At 63.2% G+C, this 21,621-nt stretch carries 17 protein-coding genes; 15 read left to right on the top strand and 2 right to left on the bottom strand.

Annotated features, from left to right (window positions below; all coding sequences use genetic code 11):
- Positions 1 to 8 precede the first annotated feature (8 nt).
- Complete coding sequence (locus I6L35_RS05430; RefSeq protein WP_216979733.1) at positions 9 to 575, bottom strand: LON peptidase substrate-binding domain-containing protein; 567 nt, start codon at positions 573 to 575, stop codon at positions 9 to 11.
- A gap of 310 nt (positions 576 to 885) precedes the next feature.
- On the opposite strand from I6L35_RS05430, the gene argS reads away from it, so the two are divergent.
- The 14 genes from argS (at position 886) to mgtE (ending at position 18,437) form a co-directional block, all read left to right on the top strand.
- On the top strand, positions 886 to 2,631 hold the full coding sequence (argS, locus tag I6L35_RS05435; protein ID WP_005355547.1) for an arginine--tRNA ligase: 1,746 nt from the start codon (positions 886 to 888) through the stop codon (positions 2,629 to 2,631).
- Positions 2,632 to 2,634: 3 nt separating this feature from the next.
- On the top strand, positions 2,635 to 3,477 hold the full coding sequence (locus tag I6L35_RS05440) for an SPOR domain-containing protein (RefSeq protein ID WP_159157858.1): 843 nt from the start codon (positions 2,635 to 2,637) through the stop codon (positions 3,475 to 3,477).
- 187 nt (positions 3,478 to 3,664) lie between these two features.
- The gene (gene hslV, locus I6L35_RS05445) at positions 3,665 to 4,198 is read left to right on the top strand and encodes an ATP-dependent protease subunit HslV (RefSeq protein WP_005342555.1); all 534 of its coding nucleotides are present in this window, start codon (positions 3,665 to 3,667) and stop codon (positions 4,196 to 4,198) included.
- Between the two features lie 66 nt (positions 4,199 to 4,264).
- Entirely contained in the window at positions 4,265 to 5,593 is a 1,329-nt protein-coding gene (hslU, locus tag I6L35_RS05450) for an HslU--HslV peptidase ATPase subunit (protein WP_033136355.1), read from the top strand.
- Positions 5,594 to 5,852: 259 nt separating this feature from the next.
- Positions 5,853 to 6,494, top strand: a complete 642-nt coding sequence (locus tag I6L35_RS05455; RefSeq protein WP_005342550.1) for a TetR/AcrR family transcriptional regulator — start codon at positions 5,853 to 5,855, stop codon at positions 6,492 to 6,494.
- Positions 6,491 to 7,459, top strand: coding sequence for a secretion protein HlyD (gene hlyD, locus I6L35_RS05460; protein ID WP_216979734.1), 969 nt, complete (start codon positions 6,491 to 6,493; stop codon positions 7,457 to 7,459). Before I6L35_RS05455 ends, hlyD begins: the two co-directional genes overlap by 4 nt.
- Positions 7,456 to 9,225 carry an ATP-binding cassette domain-containing protein gene (locus I6L35_RS05465; RefSeq protein ID WP_216979735.1) on the top strand — a complete coding sequence of 590 codons (1,770 nt, stop codon included), beginning with the start codon at positions 7,456 to 7,458 and terminating at the stop codon, positions 9,223 to 9,225. The genes hlyD and I6L35_RS05465 overlap by 4 nt, the downstream gene beginning before the upstream one ends.
- Positions 9,222 to 10,331: an ABC transporter permease gene (locus I6L35_RS05470; protein WP_216979736.1), complete on the top strand. Its 1,110-nt coding sequence runs from the start codon at positions 9,222 to 9,224 to the stop codon at positions 10,329 to 10,331. Before I6L35_RS05465 ends, I6L35_RS05470 begins: the two co-directional genes overlap by 4 nt.
- A gap of 3 nt (positions 10,332 to 10,334) precedes the next feature.
- Positions 10,335 to 11,423: an ABC transporter permease gene (locus I6L35_RS05475; protein WP_216949949.1), complete on the top strand. Its 1,089-nt coding sequence runs from the start codon at positions 10,335 to 10,337 to the stop codon at positions 11,421 to 11,423.
- Between the two features lie 296 nt (positions 11,424 to 11,719).
- Positions 11,720 to 14,266, top strand: coding sequence for a nitrite reductase large subunit NirB (nirB, locus tag I6L35_RS05480; RefSeq protein ID WP_216979737.1), 2,547 nt, complete (start codon positions 11,720 to 11,722; stop codon positions 14,264 to 14,266).
- The gene (nirD, locus tag I6L35_RS05485) at positions 14,266 to 14,583 is read left to right on the top strand and encodes a nitrite reductase small subunit NirD (RefSeq protein ID WP_053288188.1); all 318 of its coding nucleotides are present in this window, start codon (positions 14,266 to 14,268) and stop codon (positions 14,581 to 14,583) included. Before nirB ends, nirD begins: the two co-directional genes overlap by 1 nt.
- Positions 14,584 to 14,640: 57 nt before the next feature.
- On the top strand, positions 14,641 to 15,453 hold the full coding sequence (nirC, locus tag I6L35_RS05490; protein WP_005340778.1) for a nitrite transporter NirC: 813 nt from the start codon (positions 14,641 to 14,643) through the stop codon (positions 15,451 to 15,453).
- Between the two features lie 12 nt (positions 15,454 to 15,465).
- The gene (gene cysG / locus I6L35_RS05495) at positions 15,466 to 16,866 is read left to right on the top strand and encodes a siroheme synthase CysG (protein WP_216979738.1); all 1,401 of its coding nucleotides are present in this window, start codon (positions 15,466 to 15,468) and stop codon (positions 16,864 to 16,866) included.
- A 146-nt stretch (positions 16,867 to 17,012) separates the two neighbouring features.
- The gene (mgtE, locus tag I6L35_RS05500; protein ID WP_043821442.1) at positions 17,013 to 18,437 is read left to right on the top strand and encodes a magnesium transporter; all 1,425 of its coding nucleotides are present in this window, start codon (positions 17,013 to 17,015) and stop codon (positions 18,435 to 18,437) included.
- A gap of 80 nt (positions 18,438 to 18,517) precedes the next feature.
- On the opposite strand, the gene I6L35_RS05505 is transcribed toward mgtE, so the two are convergent.
- Positions 18,518 to 19,297, bottom strand: a complete 780-nt coding sequence (locus I6L35_RS05505) for a hypothetical protein (protein WP_254204527.1) — start codon at positions 19,295 to 19,297, stop codon at positions 18,518 to 18,520.
- A gap of 283 nt (positions 19,298 to 19,580) precedes the next feature.
- On the opposite strand from I6L35_RS05505, the gene I6L35_RS05510 reads away from it, so the two are divergent.
- The gene (locus I6L35_RS05510; RefSeq protein ID WP_216979739.1) at positions 19,581 to 21,572 is read left to right on the top strand and encodes a bifunctional 2',3'-cyclic-nucleotide 2'-phosphodiesterase/3'-nucleotidase; all 1,992 of its coding nucleotides are present in this window, start codon (positions 19,581 to 19,583) and stop codon (positions 21,570 to 21,572) included.
- Positions 21,573 to 21,621: the final 49 nt, after the last annotated feature.

A 21,621-nucleotide genomic window follows, 5' to 3' on the forward strand; every position in this document is an offset into this window, starting at 1 on the left:
GGAAAAAATCAGTGGCTGGCCACCAGTACCCCCTTGAGCAGAGCGATGGCGGGCTGATTGTCGGCGGCGGCCAGCAGCAGTTGTTTCTGTTCAGGGGGGATCGGCAGCACCTCCAGCCAGCGCTGGGCCACCCAGTTGCCATCGTCCCAGCAGGGGGCGGGATAGAGGGCGGCATAGTCGGGATAGTCGGCAAACACCTCCCGCAGCGCATCAACCAGTGGCAGTTGATCGGGATGGAGCCGGCGGGGCGGCCAGGCCGTCAGCGGCGTCACCTCGCCGATACGCAGGCCATCCTGCTCCTGCCACAGATCCTCTATCTGCACCCGCTCCACCCCCTGCACCGTGATCCCCAGCATGCCGTCCGGCAGCCGGTCGAAATCGATGATGGTAACCCGGGTGGCGATGGGCAGCATGTTGCGCAGGGCGTCGGGCTGGCGAGGGTCCACCATGCAGAGGGCAAAGCCGGGCTCCCCCGCCTCGGCGATCATCCGCTGGTATCTCGGTTCGAAGATCCGCAGCGGCATGACACCGCCTGGCAGCAGGTGGGCAGATAGGGGAAACAGCGCCAGTCGCATCGCAAACTCCTCGGTTGGGAACCTCTGTTGATACGCCGGGCCAGAGGGAGGAGATCATTCCCGTCAGCGGAAAGGAAAAACCCTTAACAATCAGGGGAAAATAGCCTGGACAAGCCGCTTCGATATGCAGTAGAAATGGATAAGCACCGTAATTTCCGCCCAATATTCTGGAATATGGCGCCAAACGCAGTGAAATATCCGCCCGACAGCGAGCGGCGGGTCATCCCTATAGTTTTCTCGGGCCGATGCGGGTAAAATTCACGCCCTTATATATCAGTCATTTTTCGACGCGCAACCTTGGTGGTCAGTTATGAAAGAGCATATTCATCATCTACTTGAACAAACGGTAGCCAATCTCAAGTCAGCAGGCGTCCTGCCGGCGGACCTGGAAGCCCGCGTGCAAGTAGACCGATGCAAGGAAAAAGCTCACGGCGACCTGGCTACCAACCTGGCCATGCTGCTGGCCAAACCGGCCCGCAAGAATCCCCGTGAGCTGGCAGCGGCCATCATCGAGCACCTGCCTGCCTCCGACCTGATCGCCAAGGTCGAGATCGCCGGTCCCGGCTTCATCAACTTCTTCTTCGACCAGCGCTGGCTGGCCGGTCAGGTCGAGGCCATGGTGACCTCTGCCAACGCCAACGTACGGTTGCCCGCGCCACAAACCGTGGTGGTGGACTACTCCGCCCCCAACGTGGCCAAAGAGATGGCGGTGCACCACATCCGCTCCACCGTACTCGGTGACGTAGCTGCACGCGCGCTGGAATTCCTCGGCCACAAAGTGATCCGTGCCAACCACATCGGCGACTGGGGCACCCAGTTCGGCATGCTGATCGCCTATCTGGAGAAGATGTCCAACGAACACGCCAGCGACATGGCGCTCAAGGATCTGGAAGCCTTCTACACCCAGGCCAAGCGTTGCTACGACGAAGACGAAGCCTTCGCCGAGCGCGCCCGTAACTACGTGGTCAAGCTGCAGGGCGGCGATGAGTACTGCCGTACCATGTGGAAGAAGCTGGTCGACATGACCATGGAACAGAACCAGATCAACTACGACCGCCTGAATGTCTCCCTGACCAACAAGGACATCATGGGCGAGTCCATGTACAACGACATGCTGCCGGAGATCGTTGCCGACCTGAAAGCCAAGGGGCTGGCGGTCGAGAGCGAAGGCGCCACCGTTGTCTTCCTGGACGAGTTCAAGAACAAGGATGGTGAGGCCATGGGCGTCATCATCCAGAAGAGCGATGGCGGTTTCCTCTACACCACCACCGACATCGCCTGTGCCAAATACCGTTATGAAACCCTGGGCGCCGACCGTGTCATGTACTTCATTGACTCCCGTCAGCACCAGCACCTGATGCAGGCCTGGACCATCACCCGCAAGGCGGGCTATGTGCCGGAATCCGTACCGCTTGAGCACCACGCCTTCGGCATGATGCTGGGCAAGGATGGTCGTCCCTACAAGACCCGCTCCGGTGGTACCGTCAAGCTGGTTGACCTGCTGAACGAAGCGGAAGAGCGCGCCGCAGCCTTGCTGGAGAGCCGCAACAGCGACCTCTCTGCCGAAGAGAAGGCCAATGTGGTCAATGCCATCGCCATGGGCGCGGTCAAGTATGCGGATCTCTCCAAGAACCGTACTACCGACTACATCTTCGACTGGGATCTGATGCTGTCGTTTGAAGGCAACACTGCCCCTTACCTGCAGTACGCCTACACCCGTATCCAGTCCATCTTCCGCAAGGCCAACATCGATGCCGAGACGCTGACCGGCAACGTGACCCTGAACGAAGAGGCCGAAGAGGTGCTGGCCCAGAAGCTGATCCAGTTCTCCGACGCGGTCAACGGCGTGGCAGACAAAGGCATGCCGCACCTGCTCTGTACCTACCTGTACGAGTTGTCCGGCAACTTCATGACCTTCTATGAAGCCTGCCCGATCAACAAGGATGGCGTGGACGAAGCAACCCGTCAGAGCCGTCTGCTGCTGTGCGCCGCCACCGCCAAGGTACTGAAACTGGGCCTCGGCGTACTGGGCATCCATACCCTGGAGCGCATGTAATAGATGGCAACCCGGGATTATGTCGGCAGCCGCCCGCGACGTCGGGCGGGTGGCCGCAATACCAAGAAAGCGGCCCCTCGCCGCTTTCCTGTTATTCCAGTGCTGCTGGTCGTGGCACTGCTGGCAGGCTTTGGTGGCTTCCTTTACATGATCAATGGCAAGGGCAGCGACGCCCCCACCATCGAAGAGCAGGTAAAGGCCAACAAGCCAAAACCACAGAACAACGGGTTGCCACAGGAGAAGTGGAGCTACATCGAACGGCTTGAGAACAAGCAGGTTGATGTTATCGAGCCACCGCCCCAGCCGGGCGTACTGCCACCGCCCCCCGCCGATACTCTGACCCTGCAGCCGGAAAAGCTGCCGCAACCGGTACCGACCGACATTCCCCAACCGGGGACGCCCATCGGCCAGTCCAAACCCTATCAGACCAATCCGGCGACAACGCCTGACAACGGTGCGCCCGTTGCCAGCGCTCGGGAACAGGTGATCGATCGCCAGGCCGAACGGGAACGGATGGAGCGGGAGATCCGTGCCGAGCTGGAGCGGGAGCGGGCCGAAGCAGCCAAGGCCAAAGCGGCTACCCCACCAGCCCAGACCGCAGCCGCCGACAGCAGTCGCTATATGATGCAGTGCGCGGCTCTGCGCTCGCAGGATTCCGCAGAGTCGCTCAAGGCACGTATCGCCTTCACCGCCGGTCTCTCTTCCAGCCTGCAGGTGGTCAACACGGCCAACGGCACCGTCTACAAGGTGATGGTGGGCCCCTTCAACGGCAAGGCGGCCGCCGACGCGGCCAACGGCAAGCTGCAGAGCTCCGGCATCAGCGGCTGCATTCCCAAGAAAGGGTAATCCGCATACCGATGACGCAAGGCCGGGTGGCAACACCCGGCCCTGTTCTTTTGGTGCCACTCGCCCCCCCCCTGTTTGCTACCCCGTTTATCCCGACCAAAGGCAGGGTTGAAAAGCCCGTTTGCCATCCCCATCTTTCTTGCCATGCACAGTCAGGCCGTCATTCGGCTCAAGCGAGGTAAGTAAAGTGACTACCATAGTTTCAGTTCGCCGCAACGGTCAGGTCGTCATCGGTGGCGATGGCCAGGTCTCTCTTGGCAACACCGTCATGAAGGGCAACGCCCGCAAGGTTCATCGTCTCTATAACGGCAAGGTGCTGGCCGGTTTCGCTGGCGGTACCGCCGACGCCTTCACCCTGCTCGAGCGTTTCGAAGCAAAACTGCAGGCCCATCAGGGTAATCTGGAGCGCGCCGCCGTGGCGCTGGCCAAAGATTGGCGCACCGATCGCGCTCTGCGCCGCCTCGAAGCACTGCTGGCCGTGGCCGACGAACACAAATCCTTCATCATCACCGGCAACGGTGACGTGGTGCAGCCGGAGCACGATCTCATCGCCATCGGCAGCGGCGGCAACTTTGCCCAGTCCGCCGCCATCGCCCTGCTGGAAAACACCGAGCTGGATGCCAGGACCATTGTCGAGAAGTCCCTCAAGATTGCGGGCGACATCTGCGTCTTCACCAACGGCAACCACACCATCGAAGTGCTGGACTACGCCGCCAAATAAGGCCACCAGCCAAACCCAATTTCCCAAGGGGTGGGCACTGCCCGCCCCGGATACAGGAACACCATCATGTCCGAGATGACCCCGAGAGAAATCGTCCACGAGCTGGATCGTCACATCATTGGTCAGGCCGATGCCAAGCGCGCCGTTGCCGTTGCCCTGCGCAACCGCTGGCGCCGGATGCAGCTCAACGAAGAGATGCGCCATGAAGTGACCCCGAAAAACATCCTGATGATCGGCCCGACCGGTGTCGGCAAGACCGAGATCGCCCGTCGTCTGGCCAAGCTGGCCAACGCCCCCTTCATCAAGGTGGAAGCGACCAAGTTCACCGAAGTGGGCTATGTCGGCAAGGAAGTGGACAGCATCATCCGCGATCTGACCGATGCCGCCATCAAGCTGGTGCGCGAAACCGAGATGGAGAAGATGAAATACCGCGCCGAAGAAGCCGCCGAAGAGCGCATCCTCGACGCCCTGCTGCCCAACCCGCGCAACACTTGGGGTGAGGAAGAGAAAGCCGACAACTCCAACACCCGCCAGATCTTCCGCAAGAAACTGCGGGAAGGTCAGCTGGATGACAAGGAGATCGAGCTGGAGCTCTCCGCCTCCCCGATGGGCGTCGAAATCATGACCCCGCCGGGCATGGAAGAGATGGCCAACCAGCTGCAGGGGCTGTTCCAGAACCTGGGCCAGAACCAGAAGAAGAAGCGCAAGATCAAGGTCAAAGAGGCCATGAAGGCGCTGATCGAAGAGGAAGCGGCCCGTCTGGTCAATCCTGAAGAGCTGAAGCAGAAAGCCATCGCCGCTGTCGAGAACAACGGCATCGTCTTCCTCGACGAGATCGACAAGATCTGCAAGCGCGGCGAGAGCTCGGGCCCCGACGTCTCCCGTGAAGGGGTACAGCGCGACCTGCTGCCGCTGGTTGAAGGTTGCACCGTCAACACCAAGCACGGCATGGTCAAGACCGACCACATCCTGTTTGTCGCCTCCGGCGCCTTCCAGATCGCCAAGCCGTCCGACCTCATCCCCGAGCTGCAGGGCCGTCTGCCGATCCGGGTCGAGCTGACCGCTCTCACCACCGATGACTTCGAGCGCATCCTGACCGAACCGAACGCCTCCCTGACCGATCAGTACAAGGCGCTGATGGCCACCGAAGGGGTCAACATCGAGTTCACCAAGGATGGCATCCGCCGTCTGGCCGAAGCGGCCTGGCAGGTCAACGAGCGTACCGAAAACATAGGTGCCCGTCGTCTGCACACCGTGATGGAGCGCCTGATGGAAGATATCTCCTATGACGCCTCCGAGAAGTCCGGCGAGACCTTTGTCATCGACACCGACTACGTCAACGCCCATCTCGGCAAGCTGATTGAAGACGAGGATCTGAGCCGCTTTATTCTGTAAGCGCGCCCCTCCCGATAAAACGCCTCCCTTCGCGGAGGCGTTTTTATTTCTCCACCACCTCCGTCATCTGCCCGGATTCTGGCCCACACCTGCGGCAACCCGTTCAATCCCAAGCCGTTTCCAAACTTCCCCTTGCCAACGCCCGCCGTTTTTTCATCCCCGCTGAAATCTGCTCAAAAAAAGATCTTTCCTATTCTCGGCGGCTGATTTATACACACGTATAAATCAGATCAAAATCTGTGCAGCAGGAACCTGAAAGATGAATCCAACCCGGCAGAAACTGCTCGATACCGGCCTCGCCATCGCCACCGAGAAGGGGCTGCGCGGCCTGACGGTGCGCGAGCTGGCGGCGGCGGCAGAGGTGAACCTCGGCTCCTTCGTCTACCACTTCGGCAACCGCGACGCCTTCATCGACGAGCTGGTCGAGCTCTGGTATGCCCCCCTCTATGACGAGCTCAAGGCAGTGGCAGCCAAAGGCTCCTACCCCTCTGCCATTGCCATGTTCGAGGCCACCATGGAGGCGCTGATCGGGCTGGTGGCGCGCCAGCGCGGCTTTATCAACCACCTGTTTGGCGATGCGCTGGCGGGTGAAGGGGCGGCCCAGCGCTTTCTGCTCAGCCTGCCGCGCCGCCACCCCCTGCTGCTGATCGAGCAGGTACGGATGGCACAGGCGGAAGGGTCACTGGTCGCCGGTCACCCGCTCCAGCTGATGATCTTCATCATGGGGTCGGTCGGCCTGCCGCTGGTGATCGCCGGCAGCGGTCGCCAACTCGGCTGGCTGCCCGAACAGGCAGCCCCTTTTCTCAGCCAGATAGACAACCCCGAGGCCGCCAGACAACGGCTGGTATGGGCACTGCGCGGCCTGCGCCCCACCGACATGAAAGAAGGAGAAGCGGCATGAAACAACGCATTGTAATCGCAGCCCTGCTGCTAACCGTTATCGGTGGCTACCTCTGGTGGCAGGGGCGCCCCACCGACGGCTCCATCCTCTACGGCAATGTCGATATTCGCGACGTCAATCTGGCCTTTCGGGTCGGCGGTCGCGTCGATCAGGTACTGGTCGATGAGGGGGATAGGGTAAAAACCGGCCAACTGCTGGCCCGCCTCGATCCGGCGCCCCTCACCCACAGCCGCGACAGTGCCCGCGCCAATCTGGCTGCGCTCACTGCCGCCAACACCTTGATCCACAAAGGCTATCGCAGCGAAGAGACCGACCGTGCCCGAGCCGCACTGGCCGCCGCCGAAGCCGCTGCGCTGGAGGCCGACCAGCAGTGGCGCCGCCAGAGCGCACTGGCCGCCACCGGTGCCATCTCCCGCGGTCAGCTCGATACCGCCCGCTCCCAGCGGGATCAGACCCAGGCGCAGGTGCGCTCCGCACGCGAACAGCTCGCCCAGCTCGAAACCGGCTACCGCCCGGAGGAAATTGCCCAGTCCGATGCCCAGCTGGAAGGGGCCAAAGCGGCGCTCGCCAGTGCCGAACTGGCGCTGGCAGATGCCAGCCTGACCGCCCCCAGCGACGGCATCATCATCAGCCGCGCCGTCGAGAACGGCAGCATGGTGCAGAGCGGAGCGACCGCCTTCAACCTCTCCCTGACCGCGCCAGTCTGGGTGCGCGCCTATGTGGAGGAGCCCTGGCTCGGCCACTTCCCGAGCGGCGCCAAGGTAACCCTCACCACCGACTCGCGGCCGGATCAGCCCTATCACGGGGTGGTGGGCTTTGTCTCGCCGACCGCCGAGTTCACCCCGAAATCGGTGGAGACGCCGGACCTGCGCACTCACCTCGTCTACCGGCTGCGCATCGTGGTGCAGGATCCCGACCCGGCCCTGCGCCAAGGAATGCCGGTCACCGTCAGGCTGGCGCCATGAGCTGCGCCATCTCCCTTGAGGGGCTCACCAAACGCTTTGGTGAGCGGGTCGCCCTCAACGCCATCTCGGCCACTATTCCGGCTGGCGGCATCACCGGGCTGGTCGGCCCCGACGGCGCGGGCAAGAGCACTTTGCTGCGCCTGCTGGCCGGTTTGCTGATCCCCGAAGCGGGCACCATCCGGGTGCTGGGGCTGGATCCGGTGAGCGAGGGGGATCTGCTGCGCCAGCGCCTCGGCTACATGCCCCAGCAGTTCGGCCTCTACGAGGATCTCAGCGTGCTGGAGAACCTCACCCTCTACGCTGACTTGCGCGGCGTACTGGAGCCCGAACGCACGCCCACCTTCGCGCGGCTGCTCGCCTTCACCGATCTCGCTCGCTTCACCGCACGACCGGCGGGCAAGCTCTCTGGCGGGATGAAGCAGAAACTCGGGCTGGCCTGCGCCCTGCTCGGCACCCCGGATATGCTGCTGCTGGACGAACCGGGGGTCGGGGTCGATCCCATCTCCCGCCGCGCCCTCTGGCAGATGGTGCGCGAGCTGGCCAAGGGGGGGATGACGGTGCTCTGGAGTACCGCCTATCTCGATGAGGCGGAGCTGTGCGACCACGTGCTGCTGATGGCGGATGGCGAGGTGCGCACCAGCGGCACACCGGCCAATCTGATGGGGGCCATGGCCAGCCGCTGCTGGCTGCTGGAGGCGGGGCAGCTGGATGGCCGCGAGCGGCGCGCCCTGCTGCGCCGGGCACTGGCTCACCCGGCGGTGATGGATGGCGCGGTGGCGGGGGAGCGGGTTCGCCTGCTGCTGCACCCGGGCATGACGCCCCCACCGCTCCCGGAGCTGCAACTGGCCAACGGCGCCTTTCAACCGGCCCAGCCCCGGCTGGAAGATGCCTTTATCGACCTGCTCGGCGGCGGCCCCGGCGGGGAGTCGAGTCTGGCAGCCGGGATGCGCGAAGCGGAACTGCCGCAGGGGGTCTCCCCCGAGGCGGTGATCGAGGCGCGCCACCTCACCAAACGCTTCGGCGATTTTGCCGCCACCGATGATGTCAGCTTTGCGGTGCGCCGCGGCGAGATCTTCGGCCTGCTCGGCCCCAACGGGGCGGGCAAGTCCACCACCTTCAAGATGGAGTGCGGCCTGCTGCGCCCGAGCGAGGGGCAGGCCCTGGTGACCGGCATCGATCTGGCCCACAGCCCCTCGGCGGCGCGCCAGCGCCTCGGCTACATGGCGCAGAAGTTCTCCCTCTACAAGCAGCTCACCGTGGCGCAGAACCTCTCCTTCTTCGCCGGTATCTACGGCCTGTTCGGCCGCCACCAGCAGACGCGGATCGACGCCATGGTGACTGCCTTTGCCCTCACCCCCTGGCTCGATCAGAAAGCGGAATCCCTACCGCTCGGCCTGCGCCAGCGTCTTTCACTCGCCTGCGCCCTGCTGCACGAACCGCCGCTGCTGTTTCTCGACGAGCCCACCTCCGGGGTCGATCCGGTGACCCGGCGCGAGTTCTGGTCGCACATCAACGCGCTGGCCGACCACGGCGTCACCGTGTTGGTCACCACCCACTTTATGGATGAGGCGGAGTATTGCGACCGCATTGCTCTCATCTATCGCGGCAAGCTGCTGGCCCTCGGCACCCCGGACGATCTCAAGGAGCTGGCCGCCAAAGAGGCGGCGACCTCTTTGCCAACCGGCTCCTTGCCGACCTGTTCTTTGCCAACAATGGAAGAGGCCTATATCACCCTGGTCGAGCGGGCCAGCGAGGAGGACGCATGAGCATCAACCGTCGGCGACTGCTGGCCCTCTGCCGCAAGGAGACGCTGCAAATCGTCCGTGACCCGAGCAGCATCCTCATCGCCTTCATCATGCCGGTGGTACTGCTGGTGGTAATGGGTTACGCCATCAATCTGGATGTGGACCACCTGCGCCTCGGCATCTGGCGTACCGACAGCGGCGCCCCGGCGGTGCGGCTGGAGCAGGCCCTGCGCGGCTCTACCGCGCTGGAGATCCACAGCGGCCCGAGCAAGGAGTCCCTGCTCGCCAGTCTGGCCCGTGGCGAGATCCGCGGCCTGCTGGTGATCGATGACGGCTTCTCCCGCGCCATGGCCGGTCAGGGCATTGGCACGCCGCAGGCACTGCTGCTGACCGACGGCTCCGAGCCCAACACCGCCAACTTCGTCACCAACTATGTGCAGGGGATCTGGCAGGGGTGGCTCGCTGGCGAGGGGGTCGCCATACCGGTGTCGATAGAGAGCCGCGCCTGGTTCAACCCGGCGCTGGTGAGCCGCAACTTTCTGGTGCCAGGCTCCATTGCGGTGGTGATGACCATCATCGGTGCCCTGCTCACCTCGCTGGTGGTGGCGCGGGAGTGGGAGCGCGGCACCATGGAGGCGCTGATCGCCACCCCGGTCACCAAGGGGGAGCTGCTGCTCTCCAAGCTGCTGCCCTACTATGGCCTTGGCATCATCGCCATGCTGCTCTGCCTGCTCTTCTCGGTGGCGGTAATGGGCGTACCGTGGCGCGGCTCCCTGCTGCTGCTCTTTCTGGTCACCAGCGTCTTTCTCGGCAGCGCCCTCGGACTCGGGCTGTTTCTCTCCGCCGTGATGCGCAGCCAGTTCAACGCCGCGCAGGCAGCGCTGATCGCCGCCTTTCTGCCCGCCGTGATGCTGTCGGGCTTCGTGTTCGAGATCGCCAGCATGCCGCCTTGGCTTCGGGCCATCACCCACCTCATTCCGGCCCGCTACTTCGCAAGCTCCCTGCAGACCCTCTATCAGGCGGGCAGCGTCTTCTCGATCCTGCTGGTCAACGGTTTCTGTCTGCTGCTGCTGGCCGGTTTCTGGCTGGCCCTGACCGCCCGCAAGACGCGGCGCACTCTGGAGTAACCCATGCTGATCCGACTCTGGTGGCTGATCCGAAAAGAGCTGCAGGCCCTGATGGGCAATACTCAGGGGCGCTTTCTGCTCATCATGCCGGTGCTACTGCAAACCGCCCTCTTCCCGTTCGCCGCCACTCTGGAGGTGACCGGCAACACGCTGGCCATCTACAACCAGGATGGCGGTGCCCAGAGCCGCGAGCTGCTGGAGCGCCTCACCCATATGCCCGCCTTTACCACCATCATCCCGGTACAAGGCGAGGCGGGCATGACCGAGGCCATCACCGGGCAACAGGCACTGCTCGGGCTGATTATTCCGGGCGATTTTTCGCGCCGGCTGGCACGGGGCGAACAGGCCAAGGTACAGCTGATCATCGACGGACGCCGCTCCAACGGTGGTCAGGTGGCGGCTGGCTACATCAGTCAGGTGATCGCCCGCTGGCAAAGTGAGGGCAAGGGGCAACCCGAGCTGGCGGTACGCAACCTCTACAACCCCAACGTCGAGTTCCACTGGCATATCCTGCCAGCGCTGGTGGCCATCATCACCACCACTGGCTGCCTGATTGTCACCGCCCTCTCGGTCGCGCGGGAGCGGGAAGAGGGCACCTTCGATCAGCTGCTGGTCTCCCCCCTCACCGCGGGCTGGATCATGGCGGGCAAGGCGGTGCCCGGCATCATGGTGGCGGTGGGGCAAGGGTGCATAGTCGCGCTGGCCGCCCGTTTTGTCTTTCACCTCCCCTTTGCCGGCAGCCTCAGCCTGCTGATGGCGGGCATGGTCTGCTACGGGCTGGCACTGGCCGGGATCGGGCTCTTCATCTCGTCGTTCTGCTCGACCCAGCAGCAGGCCTTTCTCGGGGTCTTCTCCTTCACCGTACCGGCGGTGATCCTCTCGGGCTACATCTCGCCGGTGGAGAACATGCCGCAGGTGTTCCAGTGGCTGGCGGCCATCGACCCCCTCACCCACTTCATCGTGCTGCTCAAGGGGGTCTTCCTCAAGGGGTTTGACTGGTCGGCCGCCTGGCCCCTGCTCTGGCCGCTGCTCGCCATCGCCGGCGTCACCCTGTCGCTAGCGCTCGCCATGTTCCGCCGCCATATCGCCTGACGCGCCACCTTGTTCAGCTGATGCCGGTCTCGCCCAGTGCGAGGCCGGCCATTTTCCGCCAGAAGTTTTCACTCCCCGGCCGTGGGTAAACCGGGCTTTCCCTCCACCATCCCTCACTCCAAGCCAGCGCAGAAATCATCAACTGGTATACCTATTTTTGTATATCTTTGAATTTTATCGAATTACCCCTGACGAGATATATAAATAGACACTTGATTTGCATCAATTGCCCGCCCCGACTGACTGGGTAGCCTAGCCCCAGAATGATGTTTTATTACTCCAAACTAGAGGCAATCATGAGCAAAGTCAGACTGGTCGTTGTGGGCAACGGCATGGTGGGGCACCGCTTCATCGAAGAGTTGATCGAGCGGGCCGATCCGGGCCGCTACGAGATCACCGTCTTCGGTGCAGAACCCCGTCCCGCCTACGATCGCGTCCATCTCTCCTCCTACTTCTCCCATCACACCAGCGAAGATCTCTCCCTCGTCAAACCCGGCTTCTACGACAAGCACAGCATCCGCCTGCTGCTCGGCGAAGCGGTGAAAAAAATCGACAGGGCCAACCGCGAAGTGCACTCCAACAAGGGCACTGTGGTCGGGTACGACAAGCTGGTGCTGGCCACCGGCTCCTACCCCTGGGTGCCGCCCATCCAGGGCAGTCAGCACCACGAGTGCTTCGTCTATCGCACCATCGAGGATCTGAAAGCCATCCGCAGCGCCGCCAAGAGCGGCAAGAGCGGGGTGGTGATCGGGGGCGGCCTGCTTGGCCTCGAAGCCGCAGGCGCCCTCAAGGCGCTGGGTCTCGAAACCCACGTGGTTGAATTTGCCCCTGTGCTGATGGCCGAGCAGCTCGACGGTCAGGGCGGCCAGCTGCTGCGCCGCAAGATTGAATCCATGGGGGTGCAGGTACACACCAGCAAGAGCACCAGCGAGATCCTGATGCATGGCGGTGAGCAGGCGAAGCACCGCCTCGCCTTCGCCGACGGCAGCCAACTGGAAGTGGACGTGGTGGTCTTCTCCACCGGCATTCGCCCGCAAGATACCCTGGGCCGTTACGGTGATCTCGCCATCGCCGAGCGCGGCGGCATCGTCATCGATGATCACTGCCTCACCTCCGACCCCGACATCTACGCCATCGGCGAGTGCGCCGCCTGGCAGGGCCGCTTCTTCGGGCTGGTGGCACCGGGCTACAAGATGGCCCAGATCACCGTCGACCATTTGCTCGGCGGCGACAGCCGCTTCGAGGGGGCGGACATGAGCGCCAAGCTCAAGCTGCTCGGCGTCTCCGTCGGCTCCATCGGCGATGCCCACGGCCGCACCCCGGGCAGCCACAGCTATGTGTTTCAGGACGATCAGGCCGGCGTCTACAAGAAGATCGTGGTGAGCGAGGACAACAGCCGCTTGCTCGGCGCCGTGCTGGTGGGTGACGTGGAAGATTACGGCAACCTGCTGCAGATGATGCTCAACGCCCTGCCGCTGCCGAGCCACCCGGACACCCTTATCCTGCCCGCCTACGCCGGTGCCAAACCGACGCTGGGGGTGGATGCCCTGCCGGAAAGCGCCCAGATCTGCTCCTGCTTCGACGTCTCCAAGGGCGACATCGCCAAGGCCGTAGCCGAAGGTCACACCACGCTGGCCGCCATCAAGCAGCACACCAAGGCCGGTACCGGCTGTGGCGGCTGCGTGCCGCTCATCAGTCAGGTGCTCAACGCCGAGCTGGTGAAGCAGGGCATCGAGGTCAACAACCACCTCTGCGCCCACTTCCCCCACTCCCGTCAGGAGCTGTTCCATCTGGTCAAGGTGGAGGGGATCAAGAGCTTCGACGAGCTGCTGGCCAAGCACGGTCAGGGCTATGGCTGCGAGGTGTGCAAACCGACCGTCGGCTCCATCCTCGCCTCCTGCTGGAACGAGCATGTGCTGAGCCCGCGCAACATCCCGCTGCAGGACACCAACGACATCTTCCTCGGCAACATGCAGAAGGACGGCAGCTACTCCGTCATCCCGCGCATGGCCGGTGGCGAAGTGACTCCGGAAGGGCTGCTGGCGGTGGCCGAAGTGGCCCGCGACTACAAGCTCTACACCAAGATCACCGGCGCCCAGCGCATCGGCCTGTTCGGGGCCCAGAAGGATGATCTGCCGGCCATCTGGCGCAAGCTGCTGGCGGCCGGATTCGAGACAGGTCAGGCCTACGCCAAGGCGCTGCGCATGGCCAAGACCTGCGTCGGCAGCACCTGGTGTCGCTTCGGCGTGCAGGACAGCGTTGGCCTCGGGGTCTTCCTCGAGAACCGCTACAAGGGGATTCGCACCCCGCACAAGATGAAGTTCGGCGTCTCCGGCTGTACCCGCGAATGTGCGGAAGCGCAGGGCAAGGACGTCGGCATCATCGCCACCGACGCGGGCTGGAACCTCTATGTGGGCGGCAACGGCGGCATGAAGCCGCGCCATGCCGATCTGCTGGCTTCCGACCTCGACCGCGAGACCCTCATCAAGCTGATCGACCGCTTTATGATGTTCTACGTCACCAGCGCCGACAAACTGCAGCGCACCTCGGTCTGGCTCGGCAATCTGGAAGGGGGCGTCGACTACCTGCGCGAGGTGATTGTCGACGACAAGCTGGGGCTGGCCGAGACGCTCGAGCGCGATATCCAGACCCTCATCGACAGCTACGAGTGCGAATGGTCGCGCACCCTCAACGAAGAGGAGGCGTTGCAGCGCTTCAGCCACTTCATCAACAGCGACAAGCGCGATCCGGACGTTCAGTTCGTCAGCGAACGCGACCAGCATCGACCGGCGACCCCGGCCGAGCGCATCCCCGTCTACCAGATCGAGGTGGAAACCAAATGATGAAACTTGCCTGCCAACTCAACGACATCCTGCCGGGAACCGGCGTCTGTGCACTCATTGAAGGTCGTCAGATCGCTCTGTTCCGCCCGAGCGCGGCCGCCGAGGTGTTCGCCATCGACAACCGGGATCCCTTCTTCGCCGCCAACGTGCTGTCGCGGGGCCTGATCTGCGAACACGACGGCGAGCTCTGGGTCGCCAGCCCGCTCAAGAAGCAGCGCTTTCGTCTGAGCGATGGCCACTGTTTCGACAACCCCGCCATGTCGGTGCAGAGCTATCCCGTTGAAGTACGCGATCAGCAGGTCTGGATCGCCGTCTAAAACCGATTTCACTCTCTTTCGGGCTGCCTGTGGGCAGCCCTTTCAAGGACTCACAAGATGTACACGGAAACCATCAACAAGTGCGCCGCCAACGCGGCCCGCATCAACCGCTTCGAGCGCAGCGACAAGCTCGGCTTCTGGCTCAGCTCCGCCATGGCGGGGGCCTATGTGGGCCTCGGCATCATCCTCATCTTCACCCTCGGCAATCTGGTGGATCCCGCCATCCGGCCGCTGGTGATGGGGGCCACCTTCGGCATCGCCCTGACGCTCGTCATCATCGCCGGCTCCGAGCTGTTTACCGGCCACACCATGTTCCTCACCTTCGGGGTGAAGACGGGCAAGATCACCATGGCCGACCTGCTGCGCATCCTGCCGCAAACCTGGGCGGGCAATCTGATTGGCTCCGTTGTGGTGGCGCTCATCTACTCCTACGGCGGCAGCCTGCTGCCGGACGCAGGCAGTCTGGCCCACAAGGTGGCGCTGGCCAAAACCCAGGCCCCGGCGCTGACCCTGTTTATGAAGGGGATCCTCTGCAACTGGCTGGTCTGCCTCGCCATCTGGATGGCGCTGCGCACCGAAGGGGCCGCCCGCTTCATCGCCATCTGGTGGTGCCTGCTGGCCTTTATCGCCTCCGGCTACGAGCACTCCATCGCCAACATGACCCTGTTCGCCCTCTCCTGGTTTGGCGCCCACTCCGAGGCCTACACCCTGGGCGGCATCGGCCACAACCTGCTGTGGGTGACCCTGGGCAACACCGTCTCCGGCGTCCTCTTTATGGGCCTCGGCTACTGGTATGCCACCCCCAAGGCTGAGCGCCCGGTTGCAGTGAGCGAGACCACCAGCACCGCCAACCAGACCCGAACCGCCTGATCCGGAGGCCCCATGGACTACTTGCCCATCTTTTGCCGACTCGACAACAAACCCGTGCTGCTGGTCGGCGGCGGCGAAGTGGCAGAGCGCAAGGCGCGCCTGCTGCTGGATGCCGGTGCCCACCTCACAGTAGTCGCGCCCGAGCTCGACCCCGAGCTGGCGGAACTGGCTGCCAACGGCAGCATCGAGTGGCTGGCCGGTGAATTTGCGCCGCAGCAACTGGCGGGCCAGTGGCTGGTGGTGGCAGCAACCGATCGGCGCGAGGTGAATGCGCTGGTCTACCAGAGCGCCAATCAGGCGCGGATCTTTGCCAACGTGGTGGATGACCCGAAACGCTCCAGCTTCATCATGCCGTCGATCATCGATCGCTCACCGCTGATGGTGGCCATCTCCTCCGGCGGCAAGGCACCGGTGCTGGCCCGGCTGCTGCGGGAAAAACTGGAAGCCCTGCTGCCGCAACATCTGGGGGCCGTGGCGACCTTTGCCGGCAGCCTGCGGGAGCGGGTCAAAGCCCGCTTCGCCAGCATGGGGGAGCGGCGCCGCTTCTGGGAGCGGCTGCTCGGGGCGGATCGGCTCGGTCAGGCGCTGGCGCGGGGCGATTGCGCCTCTGCCAATCAGCTGGCCGACAGCCTGTTTGCCGACGAGAGCCAGAGCGCTGGCGAGGTGGTGCTGGTGGGTGCCGGCCCCGGCGATCCTGGTCTGCTCACCCTGCACGCTCTGCGCCAGATGCAGCAGGCCGACGTGGTGGTCTATGACCGACTGGTCTCCGACGAGGTGATGGCGCTGGTGCGCCGGGATGCCAAGCGCATCTTCGTCGGCAAGCAGGCGGGCAACCACTGCGTGCCGCAGGAGGGGATCAACCAGCTGTTGCTGGAGGAGGCGCAGAAGGGGCAACGGGTGGTGCGGCTGAAGGGGGGCGACCCCTTTATCTTCGGCCGTGGCGGCGAGGAGCTGGAGACGCTGGTCGGCAGCGGCATCGGCTTTCAGGTGGTGCCGGGGATCACCGCGGCCAGCGGCTGCGCCGCCTACGCCGGCATTCCGCTGACCCACCGCGACCACGCCCAGAGCGTACGTTTCGTCACCGCCCACGGCAAGGGGGGCGCCCGGGATCTCGACTGGCCGCTGCTGGCCAAAGATCGGCAGACGCTGGTGTTCTACATGGGGCTCTCCTCCTGCGCCACCATCCGCGAGCAGCTGCTGGCCCACGGCAAGGGGGGCGACACCCCGGTGGCGCTGATCGAGCGCGGCACCCAGCCCTGCCAGCGGGTCATTCGCGGCACCCTCGATGAGCTGCCCGCGCTGGCGGTGGGGGTCGAGAGTCCGGCGCTCATCATGGTGGGCTCGGTAGTGACGCTGGCCGACCGGCTCGCCTGGTTTGGCGAGGCACCACAGCGCCAGCGAGCCCTCGCCTGAGGTATCCTCGGCAACTCACCATGAGGCCACCAGCAGGTGGCCTCACTTTTACCTCCCTCTTCTCCCATCACGGTCATAACCTGTTGTTTTAAGTCTGGTATCCTATGGGCATTGAGCCCTTGGCTACCATCTCAGGAATTCATCCCATGTCTCTTCCCATCAAGAACAGCGCCCGGCAGCGCGCGGATGACAGATCCCGCATTCTCACCCTGCTGCTGCGCGATGATGCCCTCACCGACAGCCTGCTCGACCCGCAGGTGGTGCAGGATGCCGAGCAGCGCGATCAGACCAGCGAACTCACCACGCTGGTCAACGGGTTGCCCGCCGCCGACGTCGCCGATGCGCTGGAATCGCTGCCGCCCGATGAGCGTCATGCCCTGTGGGCGCTGGTGGAGGAGGAGAAACGCGGCCAGATCCTGGTCGAAGCGTCGGAGACGGTGTGGGACAGCCTCATCAGCGGGATGAGCGACAAAGAGCTGCTGCACGCCCTGCGCACCCTGGATATCGACGATCAGATCTATCTGGGCCAGTACCTGCCGCGCAACCTGATGGGGCGGCTGCTCACCTATATGGCCCCCGCCGACCGGGATCGGGTGCGGGAGGTGATCCGCTACGGCAAGCACACCGTCGGCGCCATGATGGACTTCGAGATCATCACCATCCGCCCCGAGGTGAGTCTGGCCACGGTGCAGCGCTATCTGCGCCTGCGCGGCAAGATCCCCGCCAACACCGACAAGCTGTTCGTCATCGACCGGCGCAACCACCTGCTGGGGGAGCTGGCCCTCACCACTGTGCTGCTGCACAAGCCCGCCACCTTGGTGAGCGACGTGATGGAGCGGGATCCGGTCACCTTCGATCCGGAGGATAACGACGAAGCGGCGGCCCGCACCTTCGAGCGGGATGACCTGCTCTCCGCCGCCGTGGTGGATGGCAAGGGCAAGCTGATGGGCCGCCTCACCGTCGAAGAGGTGGTGGATCTGGTCTATGAGGAGAGTGACACCGACCTGCGCCGGATGGGGGGTATCAGCGAGGATGAAGACGTGTTCGCCCCTGTCTCCAAGGCGGTCAAGACCCGCTGGGCCTGGCTTGCCATCAACCTCTGCACCGCCTTTGTCGCCTCGCGGGTGATCGGCCTGTTCGAGCACACCATCTCCCAACTGGTGGCGCTGGCGGCCCTGATGCCCATCGTCGCCGGGATCGGCGGCAACACCGGCAACCAGACCATCACCATGATAGTGCGGGCGCTGGCGCTGCAGCACATTCAGGCAGGCAACCTCTCCTTCCTGCTGCTGCGGGAACTCGGGGTCGCCTTTATCAACGGGCTGGTGTGGGGCGGCACCATGGGCATCGCCACCTATCTGCTCTATCAGGATGCGGCGCTCGGCGCCGTGATGACCCTGGCCATGATGCTCAACCTGCTGGTGGCCGCCCTGATGGGGGTGATTATCCCCATGACCATGACCCGCCTCGGCCGCGACCCGGCAGTCGGTGCCAGCGTGATGATCACCGCCATCACCGATACCGGCGGCTTCTTTATCTTCCTCGGGCTGGCGACACTGTTCCTGCTGTAAACCGTGCGTTGAAAACAACAAGGGAGCCACTGGCTCCCTTGTTGTTTCAGGCGCGTTTGCCAACCCCTGCCGTTAGCTGCTTATCGCTTGTCAGCGGTGATCAGCAGGCCATTGGTGTCGGGGAAGCCGATGACCAACGCATCTTTTTTGGCATCCGTGGTATAGGTGGTGACATAGGCGACGCGGTTATCCATCGCCCGGGCCAGAGCGGCATTCCAGAGGTTTTCGATCGGCGTGGCGGCAGCGGATTGCTTGAAGTTGCACTTGCCAAACCCGGTCATGGTCAGCTTGCTCAACCCGGCAGTGGCACTCCCCTCGCCCACCAGCGTACAACCTGCCGCCGGAAACTCGATCGCCACCGACAGCTTGCCGCCGTTGTTGGTGGTATCCACCTTGCCCACCATGTCGCTGCTGAAGCCATCGCTGTCCGTGGCACTCCAGCTGGCCGTAGTCACCGCTTTGGTGGTCAGGGCCGTCACCGCCACATGACCGCTGAAACCGGAATAGATGGGGGAGTTGTCGGAGAACTTGGTGCCGGTGCGGGTGAAATCAAAAACCCAGCGCTTGGTCTCCTTGCCCTGCAGATCGATGACCGGCTGATCCTGGAAGGTGATGAGGTTGTGGTCGTTGGTCACCGAGCTGAGCGCCGTGCTGGTGCCGAGCCGTTCGCTGTTGCGGATCAACTGCACCGGGTAGATCCCGTCTTTGTCGGCTTTCTGGTCAGCCTGACCCAGCCACTGGCTGTTGGTCTCGACCTTGCCCACCTGATGATCCACCCAGACACCCCAGTGCTGCACGGTTTCACCCTTCGGGTAGACCAGCGCCAGACCATCCGCCGCTGAATTTAAGGGAAAGGTCATCTATCAGTCGAATGGAGATCTGTAACCAACCATTACAGCCTCGCAGGAACGGCAGGCCGCGCCGCTTGCCCCGACCGCACAGCGGTGACGACAGGGTGACTCACGGCGGAAAAGCAGCGAAAGTAGCGGCCCGAAAGAAAGACAAAAAACAGATGAAAATCAGAGTCATAACTCTATTAACAGGAGGGTAATTAGCCCGAATTGCCAGCCTGCTCACAATCGGATTCTTTTGCTGTCGATAGAATGCACCACGCTGGCATACCCATAACAAGAGAATCCAACAATGAAAACCACCCTCAAACTGAGCGCGGTGGCAGTTATCTTTTTGCTGTCCGGCTGTGATGACAACAACTCTCAGGCCCCCGGTGATCTCACCCTGCGGCTGATCGAAACCTCTGATATCCACTCCAACCTGCTGAGCTACGACTACTACCAGAACAAGCCGGATGCCTCGCTGGGCTTCGCCCGCACCGCTGTGCTGATCCGCAAGGCCCGCGAAGAGAACGCCAACAACTTGCTGATCGACAACGGCGACCTGATCCAGGGCACCCCGCTGGCCGACTATATCCACGACCAGCAGGTCAAACAGCAGTGGCTGAGCAAGCAAACCCACCCCGCCATCAAGGCGCTCAACACCATGAGCTATGATGTCGGCAACCTGGGTAACCACGAATTCAACTTCGGTCTCGACTTCCTCTCGGAGACCCTGAAAGGGGCCAACTACCCCTACATCAACGCCAACGTCTTCCAGGCCGATGCCTTCAGTCGTGATGGCAAGGGCACCATCGACTGGAGCAAGCAGAAGTTCAAACCCTATGTGGTGCTGGATCGTCAGGTGAAGGATGCCAACGGCAATACCCAGACCATCAAGGTCGGGGTGCTGGGCCTGACTCCGCCCCAGATCACCCAGTGGGACAAGCGCAATCTGGAAGGCAAGGTGGTGGTGGCCGATATGGTCGAGACCGCCGAGCACTATGTACCCGAAATCCGCGCCAAGGGCGCAGACATCGTCGTGGTCGTGGCCCATACCGGCATCATAGGTGACCCGCGCGAACCCATGATGGAGAACGCCGCTCTGCCGCTGGCCAAGGTAAAAGGGGTCGATGCCCTGCTGCTGGGTCACGCCCACCGCACCTTCCCGGGCGACTACCCCAACATGACCGACGTGGACAACGAGAAAGGCACTCTGGCGGGCGTACCGACCGTGATGCCGGGCGTCTGGGGCAATCACCTCGGTATCATCGACCTGCACATGACCTGGAAAGAGGGTCGCTGGGAAGTGGCCTCCAGCCAATCCCAGCTGCGCAAGATCGACAGTAGCGCCACCAGCACCGAAGATCAGGCGGTAGTCGATCAGGTCATTGCCGAGCACGAGCAGGCCAACCAGTGGCTGGACGAGCCCCTCAGCAAGATCACCAAGCCGATCCACAGCTTCTTCGCGCTGGTGCAGGATGACCCCTCCATCCAGATCGTCAGCGACGCCCAGCTGTGGCACGCCAAGAAGCTGCAACAAGATGGTCAGCTCAAGGAGAAATGGCCCATCCTCTCCGCCGCCGCGCCATTCCGTGGCGGTCGCAACGGCCCGACCGACTTCACCTATGTACCGGCTGGCGATATCTCCCTGCGCAACGTGGCCGACCTCTATGTCTACCCCAACACCCTGCAGGTGGTCGCCATCAATGGCGCGTCCGTACAGGAGTGGCTGGAGAAGAGCGCCGTCCAGTTCAACAAGATCGATGCCGCAAGCACCGCGACCCAGTGGCTGGTCAACGAGAAGTACCGCACCTACAACTTCGACGTGATCGACGGTGTGAACTATCAGGTCGATGTGACCAAACCCGCCCGTTACGATGTGGATGGCAACAAGGTGAGCGACAGCTATCGCATCACCAACCTCACCTATCAGGGCAAGGCGATCGACCCGACCCAGATGTTCTACGTGGTGACCAACAACTACCGCGCCAGCGGTGGTGGCAACTTCCCGGGCATCAACGCCAAGGTGATCGTCCATGAAGATCAGTTCGAAACCCGCGAAGTGCTCTCCGAATACCTCAAGGATCTGGCAGAGAAGAATCCGGCCGGTTTCGAGCCCCCGGCAGACAACAACTGGCAGCTGGCCCCCCTGCCCGCCAATCTGGATCTGCGCATCTACAGCTCGCCACGCAGCGAGGCGCAAGCCCTGACCGGTGGCAAGCTGAACTATGTAGAGACCCTGCCGCCCACCGATGCCAAACACCCCGGCTTTGGTGTCTACAAGCTGGTGCTGGCACCCTGAGCCTCAGGGTTAATCCGGCAATAACCAGTGCAACCCCCTCCTGATACGA

The organism is Aeromonas sp. FDAARGOS 1405, from assembly GCF_019048265.1.
Classification (GTDB): domain Bacteria; phylum Pseudomonadota; class Gammaproteobacteria; order Enterobacterales; family Aeromonadaceae; genus Aeromonas; species Aeromonas veronii_A.

Bases quoted from the DNA above. Each gene is read 5' to 3' on its own strand.
- I6L35_RS05470 (WP_216979736.1), top strand. From the start codon at position 9,222: ATGAGCATCAACCGTCGGCGACTGCTGGCCCTCTGCCGCAAGGAGACG.
- hlyD (WP_216979734.1), top strand. From the start codon at position 6,491: ATGAAACAACGCATTGTAATCGCAGCCCTGCTGCTAACCGTTATCGGT.
- nirD (WP_053288188.1), top strand. From the start codon at position 14,266: ATGAAACTTGCCTGCCAACTCAACGACATCCTGCCGGGAACCGGCGTC.
- nirB (WP_216979737.1), top strand. From the start codon at position 11,720: ATGAGCAAAGTCAGACTGGTCGTTGTGGGCAACGGCATGGTGGGGCAC.
- I6L35_RS05440 (WP_159157858.1), top strand. From the start codon at position 2,635: ATGGCAACCCGGGATTATGTCGGCAGCCGCCCGCGACGTCGGGCGGGT.
- I6L35_RS05510 (WP_216979739.1), top strand. From the start codon at position 19,581: ATGAAAACCACCCTCAAACTGAGCGCGGTGGCAGTTATCTTTTTGCTG.
- I6L35_RS05430 (WP_216979733.1), bottom strand. From the start codon at position 575: ATGCGACTGGCGCTGTTTCCCCTATCTGCCCACCTGCTGCCAGGCGGT.
- hslU (WP_033136355.1), top strand. From the start codon at position 4,265: ATGTCCGAGATGACCCCGAGAGAAATCGTCCACGAGCTGGATCGTCAC.
- argS (WP_005355547.1), top strand. From the start codon at position 886: ATGAAAGAGCATATTCATCATCTACTTGAACAAACGGTAGCCAATCTC.
- nirC (WP_005340778.1), top strand. From the start codon at position 14,641: ATGTACACGGAAACCATCAACAAGTGCGCCGCCAACGCGGCCCGCATC.
- I6L35_RS05475 (WP_216949949.1), top strand. From the start codon at position 10,335: ATGCTGATCCGACTCTGGTGGCTGATCCGAAAAGAGCTGCAGGCCCTG.
- I6L35_RS05465 (WP_216979735.1), top strand. From the start codon at position 7,456: ATGAGCTGCGCCATCTCCCTTGAGGGGCTCACCAAACGCTTTGGTGAG.
- I6L35_RS05505 (WP_254204527.1), bottom strand. From the start codon at position 19,297: ATGACCTTTCCCTTAAATTCAGCGGCGGATGGTCTGGCGCTGGTCTAC.
- I6L35_RS05455 (WP_005342550.1), top strand. From the start codon at position 5,853: ATGAATCCAACCCGGCAGAAACTGCTCGATACCGGCCTCGCCATCGCC.
- mgtE (WP_043821442.1), top strand. From the start codon at position 17,013: ATGTCTCTTCCCATCAAGAACAGCGCCCGGCAGCGCGCGGATGACAGA.
- cysG (WP_216979738.1), top strand. From the start codon at position 15,466: ATGGACTACTTGCCCATCTTTTGCCGACTCGACAACAAACCCGTGCTG.